Genomic DNA, 16,229 nt, shown 5'->3' on the forward strand with positions numbered 1-16,229 from the left:
CACGGAAGACGCTTCAGGTGAGCGCTTTGGCGCGATGCGCCTCGATTGCCCGCAAGAGCCATTGCCATGCTTCACGCTCGACATCGCCAGCGGTCTTGTCGATCGCGATCTTCAGATATGCAATCTCGCTGTCCACTTTCTCCGATGGCAGCATGAAGAGCCGGCTCACCAGAATCGCGCCTTCGACGACAGCGGCCTGCGCGCGATTGAAGCCCGCAAACGGCGCGTGTGTCGCGCGATGCACGCATGCCATGCGCAGCGTCGGACGCGTTTCGTCGTCGACAAGTTCAGCGAGACGCAGCTCGGTATGCGCAAGCGTGGATGCGAGCCGCACGCTCGGCACCGTGTCCGCGGCGAGCGTCGGCCAGTCGCGCGCGTAGCCCGTCACGCAGCCCGCGAACACACGCACGTCCGTCGTGAAGTTGATGACGGCGCTCTGCGTCGCGATGACGTTGTCGAGCGTCGTCGATGGTCGGAATGGCGCGAGGATCGCGAAACCGTCCTCGAAACGCACGCCCATCGGCGCGATGTGGGGCCGGCCATCGCGATCCGCGGTCGTGACGATGGTCTCGTAAATCATGATGGTCGGCGAAAGTCTTCGAAGCCGCACGAAATGACCGCGAAACGCTTCGGCGCGGCTTCGTGCGGGTTTGATCCGCGTTTAGCGGGTGGCGATATACATCGTGATTTCAAAACCAAAACGCATATCGGTGAAGCTTGGCGTGGTCCATTGCATGCGCGTTCCTCCATGTGAGTTGGGTTGATGCCTCGGTTACCGCTTCAATGATTTGCCGATGCGGACGAATCCGCCAGGCGGCCGGGAGGGAGCCGGCACTTCGACGATGCAAGCGTCATGCCAATGGCATGAAGCGGATGCCGAAGAACGCGGCTCGCTCATCGTGAGCGCCGACTGTGACGAAATCAGAACAAAGTGTCCCACTCGCGCCGCCACAAACGCATCAGGGCTAATCCCGACTAAGGCATCGCTTATGGTCCGGCAAGTTATTCGTGAATTCCTTTCCTCTCGGTCAGTGCGTAGTCTGGAATCACAGCGGGCAACACAAGCGCGACGGTCGCTTCAGATATCGGGGCGCACGTCACTCTCATCTCACTGTCGAGGAAACGGAATGAACGACTTCAGCAAGGCCGCCGTCGAGGCGGCGCGCAATCCGTCCGATCCGCGCTCGCGCTATGCGGCCGGCGTCATGAAGTATCGCGAGATGGGCTACTGGCAGCCCGACTACACGCCGAAGGAGACGGACGTGATCGCGCTCTTTCGCATCACGCCGCAAGCGGGCGTCGAGCCGGAGGAAGCGGCCGCCGCCGTCGCGGGGGAATCGTCGACGGCGACGTGGACCGTCGTGTGGACCGATCGCCTCACCGCGTGCGACATGTATCGCGCGAAGGCGTATCGCGTCGAACCCGTGCCGAACGCACGCGCCGACGAGCCGCAATACTTCGCGTACATCGCCTACGAGCTCGATCTCTTCGAGGAAGGGTCGGTTGCGAACCTGACGGCGTCCATCATCGGCAATGTGTTCGGCTTCAAGCCGCTGAAGGCGCTGCGTCTGGAGGACATGCGCATTCCGGTTGCGTATCTGAAGACATTCCAGGGTCCGCCGACGGGCATCATCGTCGAGCGTGAGCGGCTCGACAAGTATGGGCGGCCGCTGCTCGGCGCGACCGTGAAGCCGAAGCTCGGCTTATCCGGCAAGAACTATGGACGTGTCGTGTATGAAGGACTGAAAGGCGGTCTCGACTTCCTGAAGGACGACGAGAACATCAACTCGCAGGCCTTCATGCACTGGCGCGACCGCTATCTCTTTGCGATCGAAGCCGTGAATCGCGCGCAGGCCGAAACCGGTGAAGTGAAGGGCCATTACCTGAATGTGACGGCCGGCACGATGGAAGACATGTACGAGCGCGCCGAATTCGCCAAGGAACTGGGCTCGTGCATCGTGATGATCGATCTGGTGATCGGCTGGACCGCGATTCAGTCGATGTCGAAATGGGCGCGTCGCAATGACATGATCCTGCATCTGCATCGGGCGGGGCATGGCACGTACACGCGGCAGCGCAATCACGGCATTTCGTTCCGCGTGATCGCGAAGTGGCTGCGCATGGCCGGCGTGGATCATGCGCATGCGGGCACAGCGGTCGGCAAGCTGGAAGGCGATCCGTTGTCGGTGCAGGGCTATTACAACGTATGCCGCGACGCGCGCAACGAGCCGGATCTGTCGCGCGGCATTTTCTTCGATCAGCCGTGGGCGGGTTTGCGCAAGGTGATGCCGGTGGCATCGGGGGGCATTCACGCAGGACAGATGCATCAACTGCTCGATCTCTTTGGCGATGACTGCATTCTGCAATTCGGCGGCGGCACGATCGGGCATCCGCAAGGTATTCAGGCCGGTGCGACGGCCAATCGCGTTGCGCTCGAAGCGATGGTGAAGGCGCGGAATGAAGGGCGCGATATTGCTAATGAAGGACCGGAGATACTTGAAGCCGCTGCGCGGGGGTGTACACCGTTGAAGCAGGCGCTCGATATTTGGCGCGATGTGACCTTTAACTATGCTTCGACGGATACGCCGGATTTTGCTGTTACTGCTACGGCGGTGTAAGGGGTTTTTTTCTTCGCAGGATCCCGTATTCGTGTCGGTCTATTAGCACTGCCCCTATGCGGGGCGGCAGTCACTTTCTTTGCTGCTGCAAAGAAAGTAACCAAAGAAAGCAGCTCGTTTAAGCCCGCGGTCACACGCAGTTTGGCCATGCTTGCCAGCCCACGGTGACACTCGCCTAAGTGTCGCCCTCGAAGGACTTACCGGGCTTGGCTCGCGCACGGTCTGACGAGCTAGAAGTTTTAGCGCGCTGGTTCAGCACCAAATAGCTTCGGCACAGCGCTACGCGCTGCCGTGGGGTTTGCAAGGGAAACCATCTATAGGAGAGGCATTAGCAAAGAAGCGCGCGCAAACCCGATTGACCGGTCGGCCGCGAAGCGGGCTGGAGCTATTTCGTGCTGAACCAGTTTCTTGTGTGGTGCGATTTGTCGGACCGTGCGCGGTCCAAGCCCTTGTCTGCTTGCGGGGGCACTCGCTACTGCCGGGCCATTAGGCCAATCGCCTGTGCCGCGGCCGGTATGAAGTGCTTAGGCTGGGGATAGCTGTTTCTTTGGTTACTTTCTTTGCAGCAGCAAAGAAAGTGACCCCCGCCCCGGGGAGGGGCAGTACTAATAGACCGACACGAAATCAGGATTCTACAAACGCAAACGCAAAACCAAACCCTAAGGATATCGAAATGAACATAACCCAAGGAACATTCTCCTTCCTGCCCCCGCTTACGGACGAGGAAATCTCGAAGCAAATAAATTACGCCCTAGACCAGGGCTGGTCATGCTCAGTGGAATACACCGACGATCCCCATCCCCGCAACACGTATTGGGAAATGTGGGGCTTACCGATGTTCGACCTCCGCGATGCCGCTGGCGTCCTGATGGAGGTGAACGAATGCCGCAAGACGTATCCGAACCACTACATAAAAGTGAACGCCTTCGACTCGGTGCGTGGCTTCGAAACGATGCGCCTGTCGTTCATGGTGAACCGCCCCGAGCAAGAACGAGGCTTCCGCCTCGAACGCCAAGACGACAAAAACCGCGTCCAGCGCTACGCAATCCGCACCTACGCAACCGATCGCCCGAGCGGCGAGCGCTATTGATGAGGAGAAGACATCATGAGCGCCGCAGCCACGCTCGAAGAGGAAGCGCCGCTTCAAACCACAGCCGACCTGATGGCGCTCTACCGCGAATCGCGCATCGGCGAAGTGCTGGCGGAACTGGATCGCGATCTCATCGGCCTCGCGCCGGTCAAGACGCGTATCCGCGAGATCGCCGCGCATCTGCTCGTCGAGCGCGCACGCAAGACGCTCGGTATCGCGTCGGGTCCGCCCACGCTGCACATGTGCTTCTCGGGCAATCCCGGCACCGGCAAAACCACGGTCGCGCTGCGCATGGCGCAGGTGCTGCATCGGCTCGGCTATATCCGGCGCAATCATCTCGTTTCGGTGACGCGCGACGATCTGGTCGGCCAGTACATCGGCCATACCGCGCCCAAAACGCGCGAAGTGCTCAAGCGTGCGATGGGCGGCGTGCTCTTCATCGACGAGGCCTACTACCTGTATCGCCCGGAGAACGAGCGCGACTACGGGCAGGAAGCCATTGAAATACTGCTGCAGACGATGGAGAACCAGCGCGACGATCTCGTCGTGATTCTCGCGGGATACGAGTCGCGCATGGAGACGTTCTTTCACAGCAATCCGGGCTTCCGTTCGCGCATCGCGCATCACCTCGTGTTTCCGGACTATGCGCCCGACGAGCTCCTGCAGATCGCCGAGCACATGCTGACCGACATGCACTACCGCTTCGACGAAGACGCGCGCCGCGCCTTCGAAGCGTATCTCGCGCACCGCATCAGACAGCCGAACTTCGCCAATGCGCGCTCGGTGCGCAATGCGCTGGATCGCGCGCGTCTGCGTCAGGCGAATCGTCTGTTCGCCGCCGCCGAAAACGGCAGCGCCATCGCCGACGCCGATGCATTGATGCAACTCGACGCAAGCGATATCCGCGCGAGCCGTGTGTTCACCGATTCACGATGAAGAAAGGAGAGCGCGATGCAGGATGGACGCACGACCTTATCGAAGTTCCTGATCGACACGCTGGACCGTAAGCCCGGTCCGGAAGCCGCGAGCGGCCTGTCCGCGCTTCTCATCGACGTGGCCGCATCGATCAAGACGATCGCGGCCGCATTGACGCGCGGCGCGCTGGGCGGACAGCACGGCTCGGCGCAATCGGTCAACACGCATGGCGAGGAACAGAAGAAGCTCGACCTCGTGACCAACGATATCTTCCTGCAACATTGCGAATGGGACGGTCTGCTCGCGGGCATGGTGTCGGAAGAGATGGAGCGCGTCTATGCGATTCCCGAGCCGTATCCGCGCGGCGAGTATCTGCTCGCGTTCGATCCGCTCGATGGCTCATCGAACATCGACATCAACGGCGTGGTCGGCTCGATCTTCTCTGTGCTGAGACGCGTCGGCGACGAAAGCGGCCCGCCGGATGACGCATCGTTTCTGCGCCCCGGACGCGAACAGGTCGCGGCGGGCTATGCGATCTACGGACCATCGACGATGCTCGTGCTCTCCGTCGGCAACGGCACGCACGGCTTCACGCTGGAACGCGATGTCGGCAATTTCGTGCTCACGCATTCCGATATCCGCATTCCCGAGGATTCGTGCGAGTTCGCGATCAACGCATCGAACGAGCGCTTCTGGGAGCCGCCCGTGCGCCGTTACGTGCAGGAATGCAAGGATGGCCGCACGGGTTGCCGCGCGCAGGACTTCAACATGCGATGGATCGCTTCGATGGTCGCGGAAGTGCATCGCATCCTCATGCGCGGCGGCGTGTTCATGTATCCGCGCGACTTCAAGACGCCGGAGATGGAAGGACGCCTGCGTCTGCTCTACGAAGCGAGCCCGATGAGCTTCATCGTAGAGCAGGCGGGCGGGCTGTCGATCACGGGACGCGAGCGCATTCTCGATGTCGAACCCGAGGCTCTGCATCAACGCGTGCCGGTGATTCTCGGCTCGCGCAATGAAGTCGAGCGCATTCAGCGCTATCACGGCGAATACGATCGCGGCGAGGACAAGCCGTTCACGTCGCCGTTGTTCAAGGAACGCTCGCTGTTCCTGCCGGAGACGGAAGCGTAGAAACGCATCTGAAACAGCGCTCATTACATGAATACCAGGGAGGCAGCGCATGTCAGTCAAACATCCGATCGTCGCGGTGACCGGGTCCAGCGGCGCCGGCACGACCACCGTCATGAAGAGCTTCACGCATATCTTCAGGCGCGAAAAAATCAATGCGCAGATCGTCGAAGGCGATGCGTTTCATCGTTACGATCGTCTCGGCATGCGCGAGGCGATGAAGCAGAGCGAGCGCGACGGCCGCGTCAATTTCAGCCACTTCGGGCCGGAAGCGAATCTGCTCGAAGAACTCGAATCCTTGTTCGATACCTACGGCCGCACGGGCGGCGGACAGTTTCGCCACTACGTGCACGATGAAGGCGAAGGCGCGCAGTACCAACAGGACGCGGGCACCTTCACGCCGTGGGAGGACGTTACGCCCGGCACCGACATGATGTTCTACGAGGGCCTGCACGGCGGCGCCGTGACCGACAAGGTCGATATCGCGCGCCATGCGGATCTGCTCGTCGGCGTCGTGCCGATCATCAATCTCGAATGGATTCAGAAGCTGCATCGCGATCAGACGATGCGCGGCTATTCGCACGAGGCCGTAGTCGATACGATCCTGCGCCGCATGCCCGATTACGTGAACTACATCTGTCCGCAGTTCTCGCGCACGCATGTGAATTTTCAGCGCGTGCCGACCGTGGATACGTCGAACCCGTTCACCGCGCGCGAGATTCCGCAGCCTGACGAGAGTTTCGTCGTGATCCGCTTCGCGAAGCCGAAGGGCATCGACTTTCCCTATCTGCTGACGATGCTGCACGACTCGTTCATGTCGCGGCCGAATGTGATCGTCGTGCCCGGCGGCAAGATGGGTCTCGCGATGCAGCTCATCTTCACGCCGATGATTCTGCAACTGCGCGACCGACGCGCGCGCGCCTAGAAAGATTTCTCATCTTGTATCAAAGGAGGCATCTCATGAATGCCGTCGCTGAGGCTTTGCCCAGACTTCACCGCTCACCCGATACGCGACAGATGGCGAACGCGCTGCGCATGCTCGCCGTCGATGCCGTCAGCCAGGCGAACTCCGGTCATCCCGGCATGCCGATGGGCATGGCGGAGATCGCGGTCGCGCTGTGGGGGCGTCATCTGAAGCACAATCCCGCCGATCCGGACTGGCCGGATCGCGACCGCTTCGTGCTGTCGAACGGTCATGGTTCGATGCTGCTCTATGCGCTCTTGCATCTGAGCGGCTATGACTTGTCCATCGACGAGATCAGGCGCTTTCGCCAGATGGGCAGCAAGACGCCGGGGCATCCGGAAGTGGGCGTGACGCCCGGCGTCGAAACGACGACCGGGCCGCTCGGTCAGGGATTGACGAATGCGGTCGGCATGGCTCTCGCCGAGGCCTTGCTCGCGCGCGAATTCAATCGGCCGGGACATGAGATCGTCGATCATCGCACGTATGTTTTCGTGGGCGATGGCTGTCTGATGGAAGGCGTGTCGCATGAAGCGGCGTCGCTCGCGGGCACGTTGCGGCTCGGCAAGCTCACCGTGCTCTATGACGACAACGGCATTTCGATCGATGGCCATGTCGACGGCTGGTTCACCGACGATACCCCGAAGCGCTTCGAATCGTACGGCTGGCACGTCGTGCGCGCGGTCGATGGCCACGATGTCGAAGACGTGTCGCGTGCGTTGCAGGAAGCGCGCGAGTCGGATCGTCCGACCCTGATCTGCTGCAAGACGGTGATCGGCCTGGGCGCGCCCAACATGGCCGGCACGCACGACGTGCATGGCGCGCCGCTTCCCGCCGACGAAGTCGAAGCGACGCGCCGCGCGCTCGACTGGACGCATGCGCCCTTCGAGATTCCGTCATCGGTTCGCGCGCTTTGGGACGCCCGCGAGGCGGGCGCGACGGCGCAGGAAGCTTGGAATCGCCGCATGGACGCGTATCGCCGTGTGTTTCCGGATGAGGCCGCCGAGTTCGAGCGTCGCGTGCGCGGCGCGCTGCCCGCGAACTGGCGCGACATGGCGCATGTGCTCGTGCGCGATGCGGATCGCGCGCGGCAGACGGTGGCGACGCGCAAGGCATCGCAACTCGCAATCGAAGGCTTGTCGCGCGCGTTGCCCGAACTGCTGGGCGGCTCGGCGGATCTGACCGGATCGAATCTCACGCGCTGGAAGGATGCAGTGGATGTGAGCGCAGCGCCGGAGAAGGGCAACTACATCCACTTCGGCGTGCGCGAGTTCGGCATGAGCGCGGTGCTGAACGGCGTCGCGCTGCATCGCGGCTATCTGCCGTTCGGCGGAACCTTCCTCACGTTTTCCGACTACTCGCGCAACGCGTTGCGTATGGCCGCGCTCATGAAAGCGCGCGTGGTTTTCGTTTTTACGCACGATTCGATCGGCCTCGGCGAAGACGGCCCGACGCATCAGCCGATCGAGCATGCCGCGAGCCTGCGCATGATTCCGGGCCTCGACGTTTGGCGTCCCTGCGATACCGTCGAAACGATGCAGGCATGGGTGAGCGCGGTGGAGCGCGACCGGCCTTCGTGCCTGCTGCTGTCGCGCCAGAATCTGCCTTTCGTGCCGCGCGATGAAGCGCAGATCGATGGCATCGAGCGCGGCGGCTACGTGCTTCTCGACTGGCCATCGACATGCGAACGCGATGCGCGCCGTGTCGTGCTGATTGCGACCGGCTCGGAAGTGGCGCTCGCGCTCGCGGCCGTTGAGCCGCTGAAGGAAGAGGGCATTCTCGCGCGCGTCGTGTCGATGCCATCGACGACCGTGTTCGATCGCCAGTGCAACGTGTGGCGTGAACGCGTGATGCCCGAAGGCGTGCCGCGCGTCGCCATCGAGGCGGGCGTCACGGCCTTCTGGCGGCAGTACGTCGGATTGGATGGCGGCGTGATCGGCATCGATCGCTTCGGCGAATCCGCGCCCGCGAGCGAATTGTTCGCGCACTTCGGCGTGACGACCGCGGCGCTCGTCGATGAAGCGCGCCGCGTGGCGGCCTGAATTTTCGCACCCTGCATGGAGACATCACGATGGCTTTCATCGCATTGAGGCAGTTGCTGGATCACGCGGCGGAGCACGCTTACGGCGTGCCTGCGTTCAACGTCAACAACATGGAGCAGGTGCACGCGATCATGCAGGCAGCCGAGGCGACGAAGAGCCCGGTGATCCTGCAGGCGTCGGCGGGCGCGCGCAAATATGCGGGCGAGCCGTATCTGCGGCATCTGGTGCTCGCGGCCGTCGAGGCGCATCCGGATATTCCGGTGGTTCTGCATCAGGATCACGGCGCGAGCCCGTCTGTTTGCCAGCAGGCGATACGCTCGGGCTTCACGTCGGTGATGATGGACGGCTCGCTCATGCCGGATCAGAAGACGCCCGCCGAATACGAGTACAACGTGGAGGTGAGCCGGCGCGTCGTGGAGGCGGCGCATTCCGTGGGCGTGTCGGTGGAAGGCGAGCTGGGCTGTCTCGGATCGCTGGAGACGGGGCGCGCGGGCGAGGAAGATGGCGTCGGCGGGGAAGGTGCGTTGAGTCACGATCGATTGCTGACCGACCCCGACGAAGCGCGCGCGTTCGTCGAGGCGACGGGCATCGATGCGCTCGCGATCGCCATCGGCACTTCGCATGGCGCGTACAAGTTCAGCCGCCAGCCGACTGGCGATATCCTCGCGATCGATCGCATCGCCGAGATTCACGCGCGCATTCCGGACACGCATCTCGTGATGCACGGGTCTTCTTCGGTGCCGCAGGAATGGCTTGCGATCATTCGCGAGCACGGCGGCGAAATTCCGGCGACATTCGGCGTGCCGGTGGAGGAAATTCGGCGCGGCATCGCAAACGGCGTGAGGAAGGTGAACATCGACACGGATATCCGCCTCGCGATGACCGGCGCGATGCGCAGGGCGATGGCGTCGGCGAAGTCGGAATTCGATCCGCGGCATGCGTTGAAAGCGGCGACGGCGGCGGCGCGGGACTTGTGTATCGAGCGCTTCGAGGCGTTCGGGTGTGCGGGGCATGCTGATCGGATCAGGCCGATGGCGCTGGAGGCGATGGCGAAGCGATATCACTGAGGGAGCGCCGCTCGTTGGTTTGGGACGGGCGGCGCTGGGTCAGGCGGGGATCGTGGCGTCAAGGTATTCGGAAAGTTCACTGTCGACTGTCAGAAATCTGAGCACTTCCGTTCGCGCCTGCGCGACTAACAGACGATCGAACGGATCGCGATGCAGGTCAGGCATGTCCCGCACCGCGAGAGCATGTTTGAGTTGAACAGGAAGCACGATGAACGGTTGCGCTCCAAGCTCGTCGATGGTTCGTGCGGCGCGCGGGTCCAGCTTGCCGCGCGCCGCCTTGATCGACAGCTCCCAGATGGTGGCCGTGCTGACGTACACCTGCTCCGCCTCATCTATCGACTTGCGAATACGAGCGGGTAGTCGCCGATCTTTCGACACACGCCAGATGTAGACGTGAGAATCGAGCAGTACACGCATCATCGGCTCTCGTGAATGACGTTGGCTTCCTCCGGGAAAATTGGACCGTTGTACATTTGGTCGATGATGTCATCGGGCAAAGGCTTGAAGGATTCGTCCTCGAAGACGCTCTCGTCTTCGGGATCGAACACGATGATCGAACCGGTGGCTTCAGGTTGGTCGTTATCGAAATTCTTGACCGACCGTACCTTGAGCAACAGCACCGGACGCTCGCCACCGATAGCCACATCCTTTCCGTCCGCCACGAGGTCGAGGAGCTTCTGCAAGTCCTTCTGCGCCTCTTCAATACTGAAAATGTACACGATTACTCCGGATAACTAACAAGAGATCCCATGCTATCCGAGTCCGACCAACCCGCCAATATGCCGAACGGCCAACCCAGCAATTTGGGAGCTATCTCATGCCCACAGAATCTCCGACCGCGGAACTCGGCGCGACAGCCTCCGCATTCACGCTGCCCGCGACCGACGGCCAGACTTACACGCCCGACTCGCTGAAGGGCGCGAACGGTCTCGTCATCGTGTTCATGTGCAATCACTGCCCTTACGTGAAGGCCGCGATGCCGAATCTGATTCGCGATGCGCGGGCGCTGAAGGACATCGGCGTCAATGTGGCGGGCATCAACTCGAACGACGCGACCGTCTACACCGACGACGCATTCGATCGCATGGTCGCGCTCACGAAAGCATGGAACCTGCCGTTCCCTTATCTGCACGATGAAACGCAGGAGGTCGCAAGAGCCTACGGCGCGGTCTGCACGCCGGAATGCTTCGGCTTCGACCGCGATCTGCGTTTGAGATATCGCGGCCGGATCGACGCATCGCGCAAGGAAGCCTTGCCCGACGCGCGTCGCGATCTGTTCGAAGCGATGCGCGCGATAGCCGCAAACGGAGAAGCGCCCGAAGCCCAATACCCGGCGCTCGGATGCTCGATCAAATGGAAGCCCTAGCTCTTCTTTTTGGTGCTGCCGGGCGCATGCCACGCCATCAGATCCTCATCCGGCCGATCGACTTCGCATCCCCAATCGAGCGGCTGATCCTGATCGAAGCGCTTGCCTAGCTGCCAGGCGATCTCCGCGCGCGCAAGCTGCACGCCGAGATAGAACGCATGACCGCCATCGCTCTCGACCTTGAGCTCGGGATAGAGCGCGAACGGATCGATCGCGACATGATGACCATCGCGGTTATAGACATGAATGCCGTCCGCCGATACCTGCACGCGAAAATTCGGATCGCGTATCGCGGCGGCGAGGGTGGCGATCTCGTCGGCGTCGTACGGAAATGGCCGCTTCGCATGCAGCGCCGACAGATCGGCGGAAATGCCTTTGGGCAGCGTCTGCGTTTCGCGCGCGGCATGCATCACGCGGCGCGCGACATCGGCTTCGCGAACGGCACGCCTTGCATGCAGACTCACCGAAGTCGTCAACACGGCAGCGATGCGCAATTCGGCCGCCATGCCGAACAGCACCGCGTTGATGCCGCTCGTGTCCGCCTCGGTCAGCTCGGTCACGTTGCCGACGCCCATCATGATCGGCATATCGGGATAGCGTTCGCGCAATGACACGTAACGCGCGATGGACGCCGCGAGCCCGAACGGAATCGGATCGAGAATCGGGTCGGCGAGAAAGGGGCGGCCGCGCTTCGTCATCGCTTCGATCGCGGCATCGAGCGAGGCGACGTCGGCGGGTTCGCGCGGCACCAGAATCGGCGTCGAGGCGATTTCATCGGCGATCCACAACGTGTCGGCGTTGAGGCTCATCACGTAGTCCGCGCCCGCGCGTCCGCCGCGCACGAGTTCTTCGTCGCGCATCGAATCGACGCTCACGCGATAGCCCTGCTCCTTCAGCATCGCAACCGCATCTTCTAGATGCGGGAAGGCTGTCTCCGGTAGGCAGCCGACATCGATTACATCCGCGCCCTGACGCTTGTATTCGCGCGCGCGCGCCGCGATGCCATCGAGATCGAGGCGCGGCGCATCGACGATCTCCGCGAAGATTTCAGTCTCGTAGCGCGACAGATCCATATGCCGCGCCTCGCGCCCGAAAAACTGCGGCAAGTCCTTCACTTCCTCGGGGCCACGCTCGACCGTCACGCCGTAATGGGCGGTGAGGGCATCGAGATCGCCACGGCATCGGCCGGGCACGATCATGCGGCTGGTGCGTTCGCTCAAAGGCGTTTCGACGCGACGACGGATCATGTCGGCGGTCATCAGTCCCGCGACCTGCAGGCCGATCTCGCGGACTTCCCACGTGAAGGGCGATCCGACGGCGGCGGGCGCGATGCTTTCGAGTACCTGATGAAGGCTCAACTGCGCGAGCCGCCCCGTCAGGAAGACGATGTGTTCCATGCGAGCTTCAGGTCCGACAGGCGTTGATCGAGCGCGGCCCTGAGATCGTCGAGCGAGCGGGCCACGGTGGTATGCGCGAAGCGCGCGAGCCGCTCGACGTTCTCGAACTCGATCGCGCGCGGCCTCACTTCGACCCATTCGTGCGGGGTCTGCGTGATGACGCTCGGCGCGGTATCGCATGCGAATACGATGCCCGGCACGCATTGCTTGCCGGCTTGCGCATAGAGATTGGTGGGCAAGGTGTCGGAGATGCCTAACGCGCATTTGGCGACGGTATTGCTCGTCGCGGGCGCGATCACGACCGTGTGATATTCGCCGTGATAGATCATGCCGACGGGCACGCTGCTCGCGCTGTTGTCGCGAAACACCTTGAAGTGCTCGCGCAGCTTGGCGAGCGTCCAGCCGTAGAGCGGCAGCACTTCCTCGCCGGCAGCGGAAAGAAACAGATCGACGCCCGGCAGTTGCCGTGCGAGCGCGATCGACTCCTCCAGCATATGGCCGGAGCCGGTCACGCACCACGCGAAGCGCGCGTCGGGCTTGAACTCGTCGAGCCGGCGGGCGGGCGTGGGTTCCGTCATGCGTCGGGCGTGTCGTGCGACAGTCGAATATGCAGACGATGCATCTTCCGGTACAGCGTATTGCGGCTGATGCCCAGCACTTTCGCGACATTGCTCACGTTCCAGCGATGCTCGTCGAGCAATTGCAGCACGGTCTCGCGCTCCTTCACCTGGATCGCGTTGAGCGACGATGTATCGGCGTCTTCGGTCAGATGCGGCGCCGGCGCAACCGGTGCGCGCGCCGTAGTCTGCGTGATCGGCGCGGCGCCGTTCACGATCTCCGCCGGCAGATGCGCGCAACGGATCTCGGGGCCGTCGCAGAGCGCGATCGCCATTTGCAGCACATGCCGCAACTGGCGGATGTTGCCCGGCCACGGATACGACAGCAGCGCCTGCCGCGCTTCGGCGGAGAGCGCGGGGGGATCGTCGGATTCGGTTTCGAGAATATGAGCGATGAGCGCGAGCGCATCGGCGCGTTCGCGCAGCGGCGGCAGATTGATCTCGATCCCGTTCAGCCGGTAATACAGGTCCTCGCGGAACATGCCCGTCTGCACGAGTTCGACGAGATTGCGGTGGCTCGCGCTGATCAACTGGAAATCCACCTTCACGATGGTTTCCGCGCCGAGCGGCGTGACCTCGTGCTCTTCGAGCACGCGCAGCAGACGCGCCTGCAACGTGAGCGGCATGTCGCCGATTTCATCGAGAAAGAGCGTGCCGCCGTTCGCCTGCACGATCTTGCCGCGCCGTCCTTCGCGCTGCGCGCCGGTGAATGCGCCCGCGCGATAACCGAACAACTCGCTTTCGATCAGATTCTCCGGCAGCGACGCGCAGTTCACCGCGACGAACGGACCCGTGCCGTTCGGGCTGATGCTGTGCAGCGCATTGGCGAACACTTCCTTGCCGGTGCCCGTCTGGCCGCGAAGGATGATCGGAATCTTGCGCTGGATCACGCGCGCGGCGAGCTGGATCTGCGAGGCCATGCGCGGATCGCCGAATTCCAGATGCGCGAGCTTGTCGAGACGGCCGGCGGTGGCGGTCTCGCGCATGTCCTTCTTCGGCGCTTTCGGGCGCGCGGCGGGCGCCGACAGGTCGCGCGAGACGGGATCGTTCATCAGGATGCGCGTCGCGCCGCTGCCGCCTTCGCGCGGCGTCTGCGCGGTGAGGAAGAAGCGGCTGTTGGCCTTCGCGCTATAGACCGTCACGGGGTGGAACGAGCCGCGGATGCTGCGCGCGATCATGTCTTCGAGCGATGCATTGAACGCTTCCTCGATGCGCTTGCCGCACAGTTCGCCGGGTGAGCGCAGATCGAGCTGGAAGAGTGCGCTGCGGCTTGCGGCGAGCACGACGCCATCGTCGCTGACGGCGAGCTTGCCCGCGTGCAGCGTGCCGACGAACTCGGGACGGCTGTGGAAGTGGATCATGTTCGCGTGCCGGTAGCGCGCATCGATCAGACGATTTTCGATCATCTGCCGCGACATGCCGACGAGCACGAGCGAATGCTGTTGCAGGAGCTTCGAGCGGCTCGTCACGTCGAGCACGCCGACGACGGTGCCACGCTCGTCGAAGATCGGCGCGGCCGAGCAGGTGAGCGACGTATAGCGCGGATAGAAGTGCTCGTGCTGGCACACGGCGATGCAATCGCGCTCGATGAGGCAAGTGCCCATGCCGTTGGTGCCGGCTTCGCGCTCGCTCCACAGCGCGCCGACGCGCAGGCCATCGGCCGCGACGGCTTCGCCGAACGGCACCGACGACACCTGATGCACGATGACGCCGTCGGCATCGACGAGCACGACGGCGAGTTCGGGGTCGGCGAGCTGCTGATACAACGTCGTCATTTCCAGCTTCGAGCACGCGATGAGATCGGTCGCGGCTTCGCGGCGATCGTTGAGCTCGTGCTGCGTGAGCACGGGCGGCATGACGAAGCGGCCCGGATCGAGCCTGAATTCCGTGAGGCACCGCAGCCACGATTGCGCGACCGAATCGCTGGCGCGGCGTGCGGCCAGCGGATTATTGACGATGTTCAGCACTTCCCGGACATGCGTGTCTACGTCAGCAAGCGACGACATGGGGGCAAGTCTCCGTTGCGCCGCGTTCCGGTGCGCGCGTGTCGCGCGGCCGTCCGGCGCCGAATCTGTTGTGTTTTACGCTGGCGCTGCGGCTTTCTCTGCCTGTTTCGATTTCGCGGATATTTCCGCTCGCAGGCGCGCCTCGTGGCCGGGTGGTCGGGATGGTTCAGGTGCTGTCTGGGACCCGATCCGGCCCGGTTCTCAAAAACTTTACATCCTTAGACGCGTAGGTTCAATAAGTAGTCGCATAGAGTAGGGCGAACTCGCCCGGTTTTTGCTTGCACCTTACGGATGACTTCGGCGATGGGCGTCGGGGGTTCTTAAGGGCCGCTTTGCGCGGCGATGAGCATATGGGCCGATTCGAACCGATTCGCGAAGCTGTTTATGTTGCGCCGCAACCTGCTCTTTCCGATGGGCGCGCTGGCGGTGCGATGGATATCGTGTATATCGAGGGACTCACGGGGCAGACCGTTATCGGCATCGACACGAGCGAGCTGCATGATCCGCAGCCGGTGCGTCTTAGTCTCGCGATTGGCGTCCCTTCGATTCGCGCTTGCGTGACCGATCGGATCGAAGATACGGTGAATTATGCGGCAGTGCGGGAGGCGATTCTTTCGCTGCTCGCGTCGCATGGGTTGCAGTTGCTTGAGGCGCTGGCTGAGCGCATCGCGCAGCTGGTCATCGCGGATTTTGGGGCGCATTGGGTGCGGGTCGAGCTTGCCAAGCCCGCGAAGTTTGATGATGTCGAGGCGGTGGGGGTTGTGATCGAAAGGCGGCGGGTTGTGGATGGTCGAGGGGGTGGTGGGCCCGTTAGTCTTGCCTGGATTGGGCGGGGGTATGTGCCGGGGTGAGGTTTTTTTCGCTAGGTCCCGTATTCGCGGTGGTCTATTAGCACTGCCCCTCCCCGGGGCGGGGGTCACTTTCTTTGCTGCTGCAAAGAAAGTAACCAAAGAAAGCAGCTTCTCACCGCCCGCGGTCACACGCACGTTGGCCATGCTTGCCAACGGCCGGTGGCCCTCGCC

At 62.6% G+C, this 16,229-nt stretch carries 16 protein-coding genes; 9 read left to right on the top strand and 7 right to left on the bottom strand.

Annotated features, from left to right (window positions below; translation table 11 throughout):
* Positions 1 to 13: 13 nt before the first annotated feature.
* Positions 14 to 580: a DUF447 domain-containing protein gene (locus tag PQR08_RS06460; RefSeq protein ID WP_238294026.1), complete on the bottom strand. Its 567-nt coding sequence runs from the start codon at positions 578 to 580 to the stop codon at positions 14 to 16.
* Positions 581 to 661: 81 nt separating this feature from the next.
* Complete coding sequence (gene pqqA, locus PQR08_RS06465; protein WP_008354335.1) at positions 662 to 736, bottom strand: pyrroloquinoline quinone precursor peptide PqqA; 75 nt, start codon at positions 734 to 736, stop codon at positions 662 to 664.
* A 391-nt stretch (positions 737 to 1,127) separates the two neighbouring features.
* Between pqqA and PQR08_RS06470 the strand changes: the two genes are divergently transcribed.
* The 7 genes from PQR08_RS06470 to fba all read left to right on the top strand — a co-directional run bounded on the left by PQR08_RS06470 (position 1,128) and on the right by fba (position 9,821).
* Complete coding sequence (locus tag PQR08_RS06470) at positions 1,128 to 2,618, top strand: form I ribulose bisphosphate carboxylase large subunit (RefSeq protein WP_250485133.1); 1,491 nt, start codon at positions 1,128 to 1,130, stop codon at positions 2,616 to 2,618.
* Between the two features lie 673 nt (positions 2,619 to 3,291).
* Positions 3,292 to 3,708, top strand: coding sequence for a ribulose bisphosphate carboxylase small subunit (locus PQR08_RS06475; RefSeq protein WP_029672368.1), 417 nt, complete (start codon positions 3,292 to 3,294; stop codon positions 3,706 to 3,708).
* 15 nt (positions 3,709 to 3,723) lie between these two features.
* Positions 3,724 to 4,644 (top strand): CbbX protein, encoded by a 921-nt coding sequence (gene cbbX / locus PQR08_RS06480; protein ID WP_250485132.1) that lies wholly within the window; start codon positions 3,724 to 3,726, stop codon positions 4,642 to 4,644.
* 15 nt (positions 4,645 to 4,659) lie between these two features.
* Entirely contained in the window at positions 4,660 to 5,754 is a 1,095-nt protein-coding gene (locus PQR08_RS06485; RefSeq protein ID WP_238217315.1) for a class 1 fructose-bisphosphatase, read from the top strand.
* A gap of 49 nt (positions 5,755 to 5,803) precedes the next feature.
* A complete protein-coding gene (locus PQR08_RS06490; RefSeq protein ID WP_250485131.1) occupies positions 5,804 to 6,676 on the top strand; it encodes a phosphoribulokinase in 873 nt (290 codons plus the stop codon).
* Between the two features lie 35 nt (positions 6,677 to 6,711).
* Entirely contained in the window at positions 6,712 to 8,754 is a 2,043-nt protein-coding gene (gene tkt / locus PQR08_RS06495) for a transketolase (RefSeq protein ID WP_250485130.1), read from the top strand.
* Between the two features lie 29 nt (positions 8,755 to 8,783).
* On the top strand, positions 8,784 to 9,821 hold the full coding sequence (gene fba, locus PQR08_RS06500; protein ID WP_250485129.1) for a class II fructose-bisphosphate aldolase: 1,038 nt from the start codon (positions 8,784 to 8,786) through the stop codon (positions 9,819 to 9,821).
* Between the two features lie 39 nt (positions 9,822 to 9,860).
* Here fba and PQR08_RS06505 read toward each other — a convergent pair whose 3' ends face one another.
* Both PQR08_RS06505 and PQR08_RS06510 read right to left on the bottom strand, forming a co-directional pair.
* On the bottom strand, positions 9,861 to 10,241 hold the full coding sequence (locus tag PQR08_RS06505; RefSeq protein WP_309243938.1) for a type II toxin-antitoxin system VapC family toxin: 381 nt from the start codon (positions 10,239 to 10,241) through the stop codon (positions 9,861 to 9,863).
* Entirely contained in the window at positions 10,238 to 10,540 is a 303-nt protein-coding gene (locus PQR08_RS06510) for a hypothetical protein (protein ID WP_250485128.1), read from the bottom strand. Before PQR08_RS06510 ends, PQR08_RS06505 begins: the two co-directional genes overlap by 4 nt.
* A gap of 98 nt (positions 10,541 to 10,638) precedes the next feature.
* Between PQR08_RS06510 and PQR08_RS06515 the strand changes: the two genes are divergently transcribed.
* Entirely contained in the window at positions 10,639 to 11,187 is a 549-nt protein-coding gene (locus PQR08_RS06515) for a thioredoxin family protein (RefSeq protein WP_250485127.1), read from the top strand.
* On the opposite strand, the gene PQR08_RS06520 is transcribed toward PQR08_RS06515, so the two are convergent.
* Genes PQR08_RS06520 through PQR08_RS06530 form a run of 3 tightly spaced genes read right to left on the bottom strand, consistent with a single transcriptional unit; the run spans position 11,184 to position 15,207 of the window.
* The gene (locus tag PQR08_RS06520) at positions 11,184 to 12,584 is read right to left on the bottom strand and encodes a DUF6513 domain-containing protein (RefSeq protein WP_250485126.1); all 1,401 of its coding nucleotides are present in this window, start codon (positions 12,582 to 12,584) and stop codon (positions 11,184 to 11,186) included. The genes PQR08_RS06515 and PQR08_RS06520 overlap by 4 nt on opposite strands.
* Positions 12,563 to 13,162 carry a flavoprotein gene (locus tag PQR08_RS06525; RefSeq protein ID WP_238217330.1) on the bottom strand — a complete coding sequence of 200 codons (600 nt, stop codon included), beginning with the start codon at positions 13,160 to 13,162 and terminating at the stop codon, positions 12,563 to 12,565. Before PQR08_RS06525 ends, PQR08_RS06520 begins: the two co-directional genes overlap by 22 nt.
* On the bottom strand, positions 13,159 to 15,207 hold the full coding sequence (locus tag PQR08_RS06530; protein ID WP_029672357.1) for a sigma-54-dependent Fis family transcriptional regulator: 2,049 nt from the start codon (positions 15,205 to 15,207) through the stop codon (positions 13,159 to 13,161). The genes PQR08_RS06525 and PQR08_RS06530 overlap by 4 nt, the downstream gene beginning before the upstream one ends.
* Before the next feature lie 350 nt (positions 15,208 to 15,557).
* On the opposite strand from PQR08_RS06530, the gene PQR08_RS06535 reads away from it, so the two are divergent.
* The gene (locus tag PQR08_RS06535; RefSeq protein WP_238294042.1) at positions 15,558 to 16,058 is read left to right on the top strand and encodes a dihydroneopterin aldolase; all 501 of its coding nucleotides are present in this window, start codon (positions 15,558 to 15,560) and stop codon (positions 16,056 to 16,058) included.
* Positions 16,059 to 16,229: the final 171 nt, after the last annotated feature.

Source organism: Caballeronia jiangsuensis (assembly GCF_046030135.1).
In the GTDB taxonomy this organism is placed as follows: Bacteria; Pseudomonadota; Gammaproteobacteria; order Burkholderiales; family Burkholderiaceae; genus Caballeronia; species Caballeronia jiangsuensis.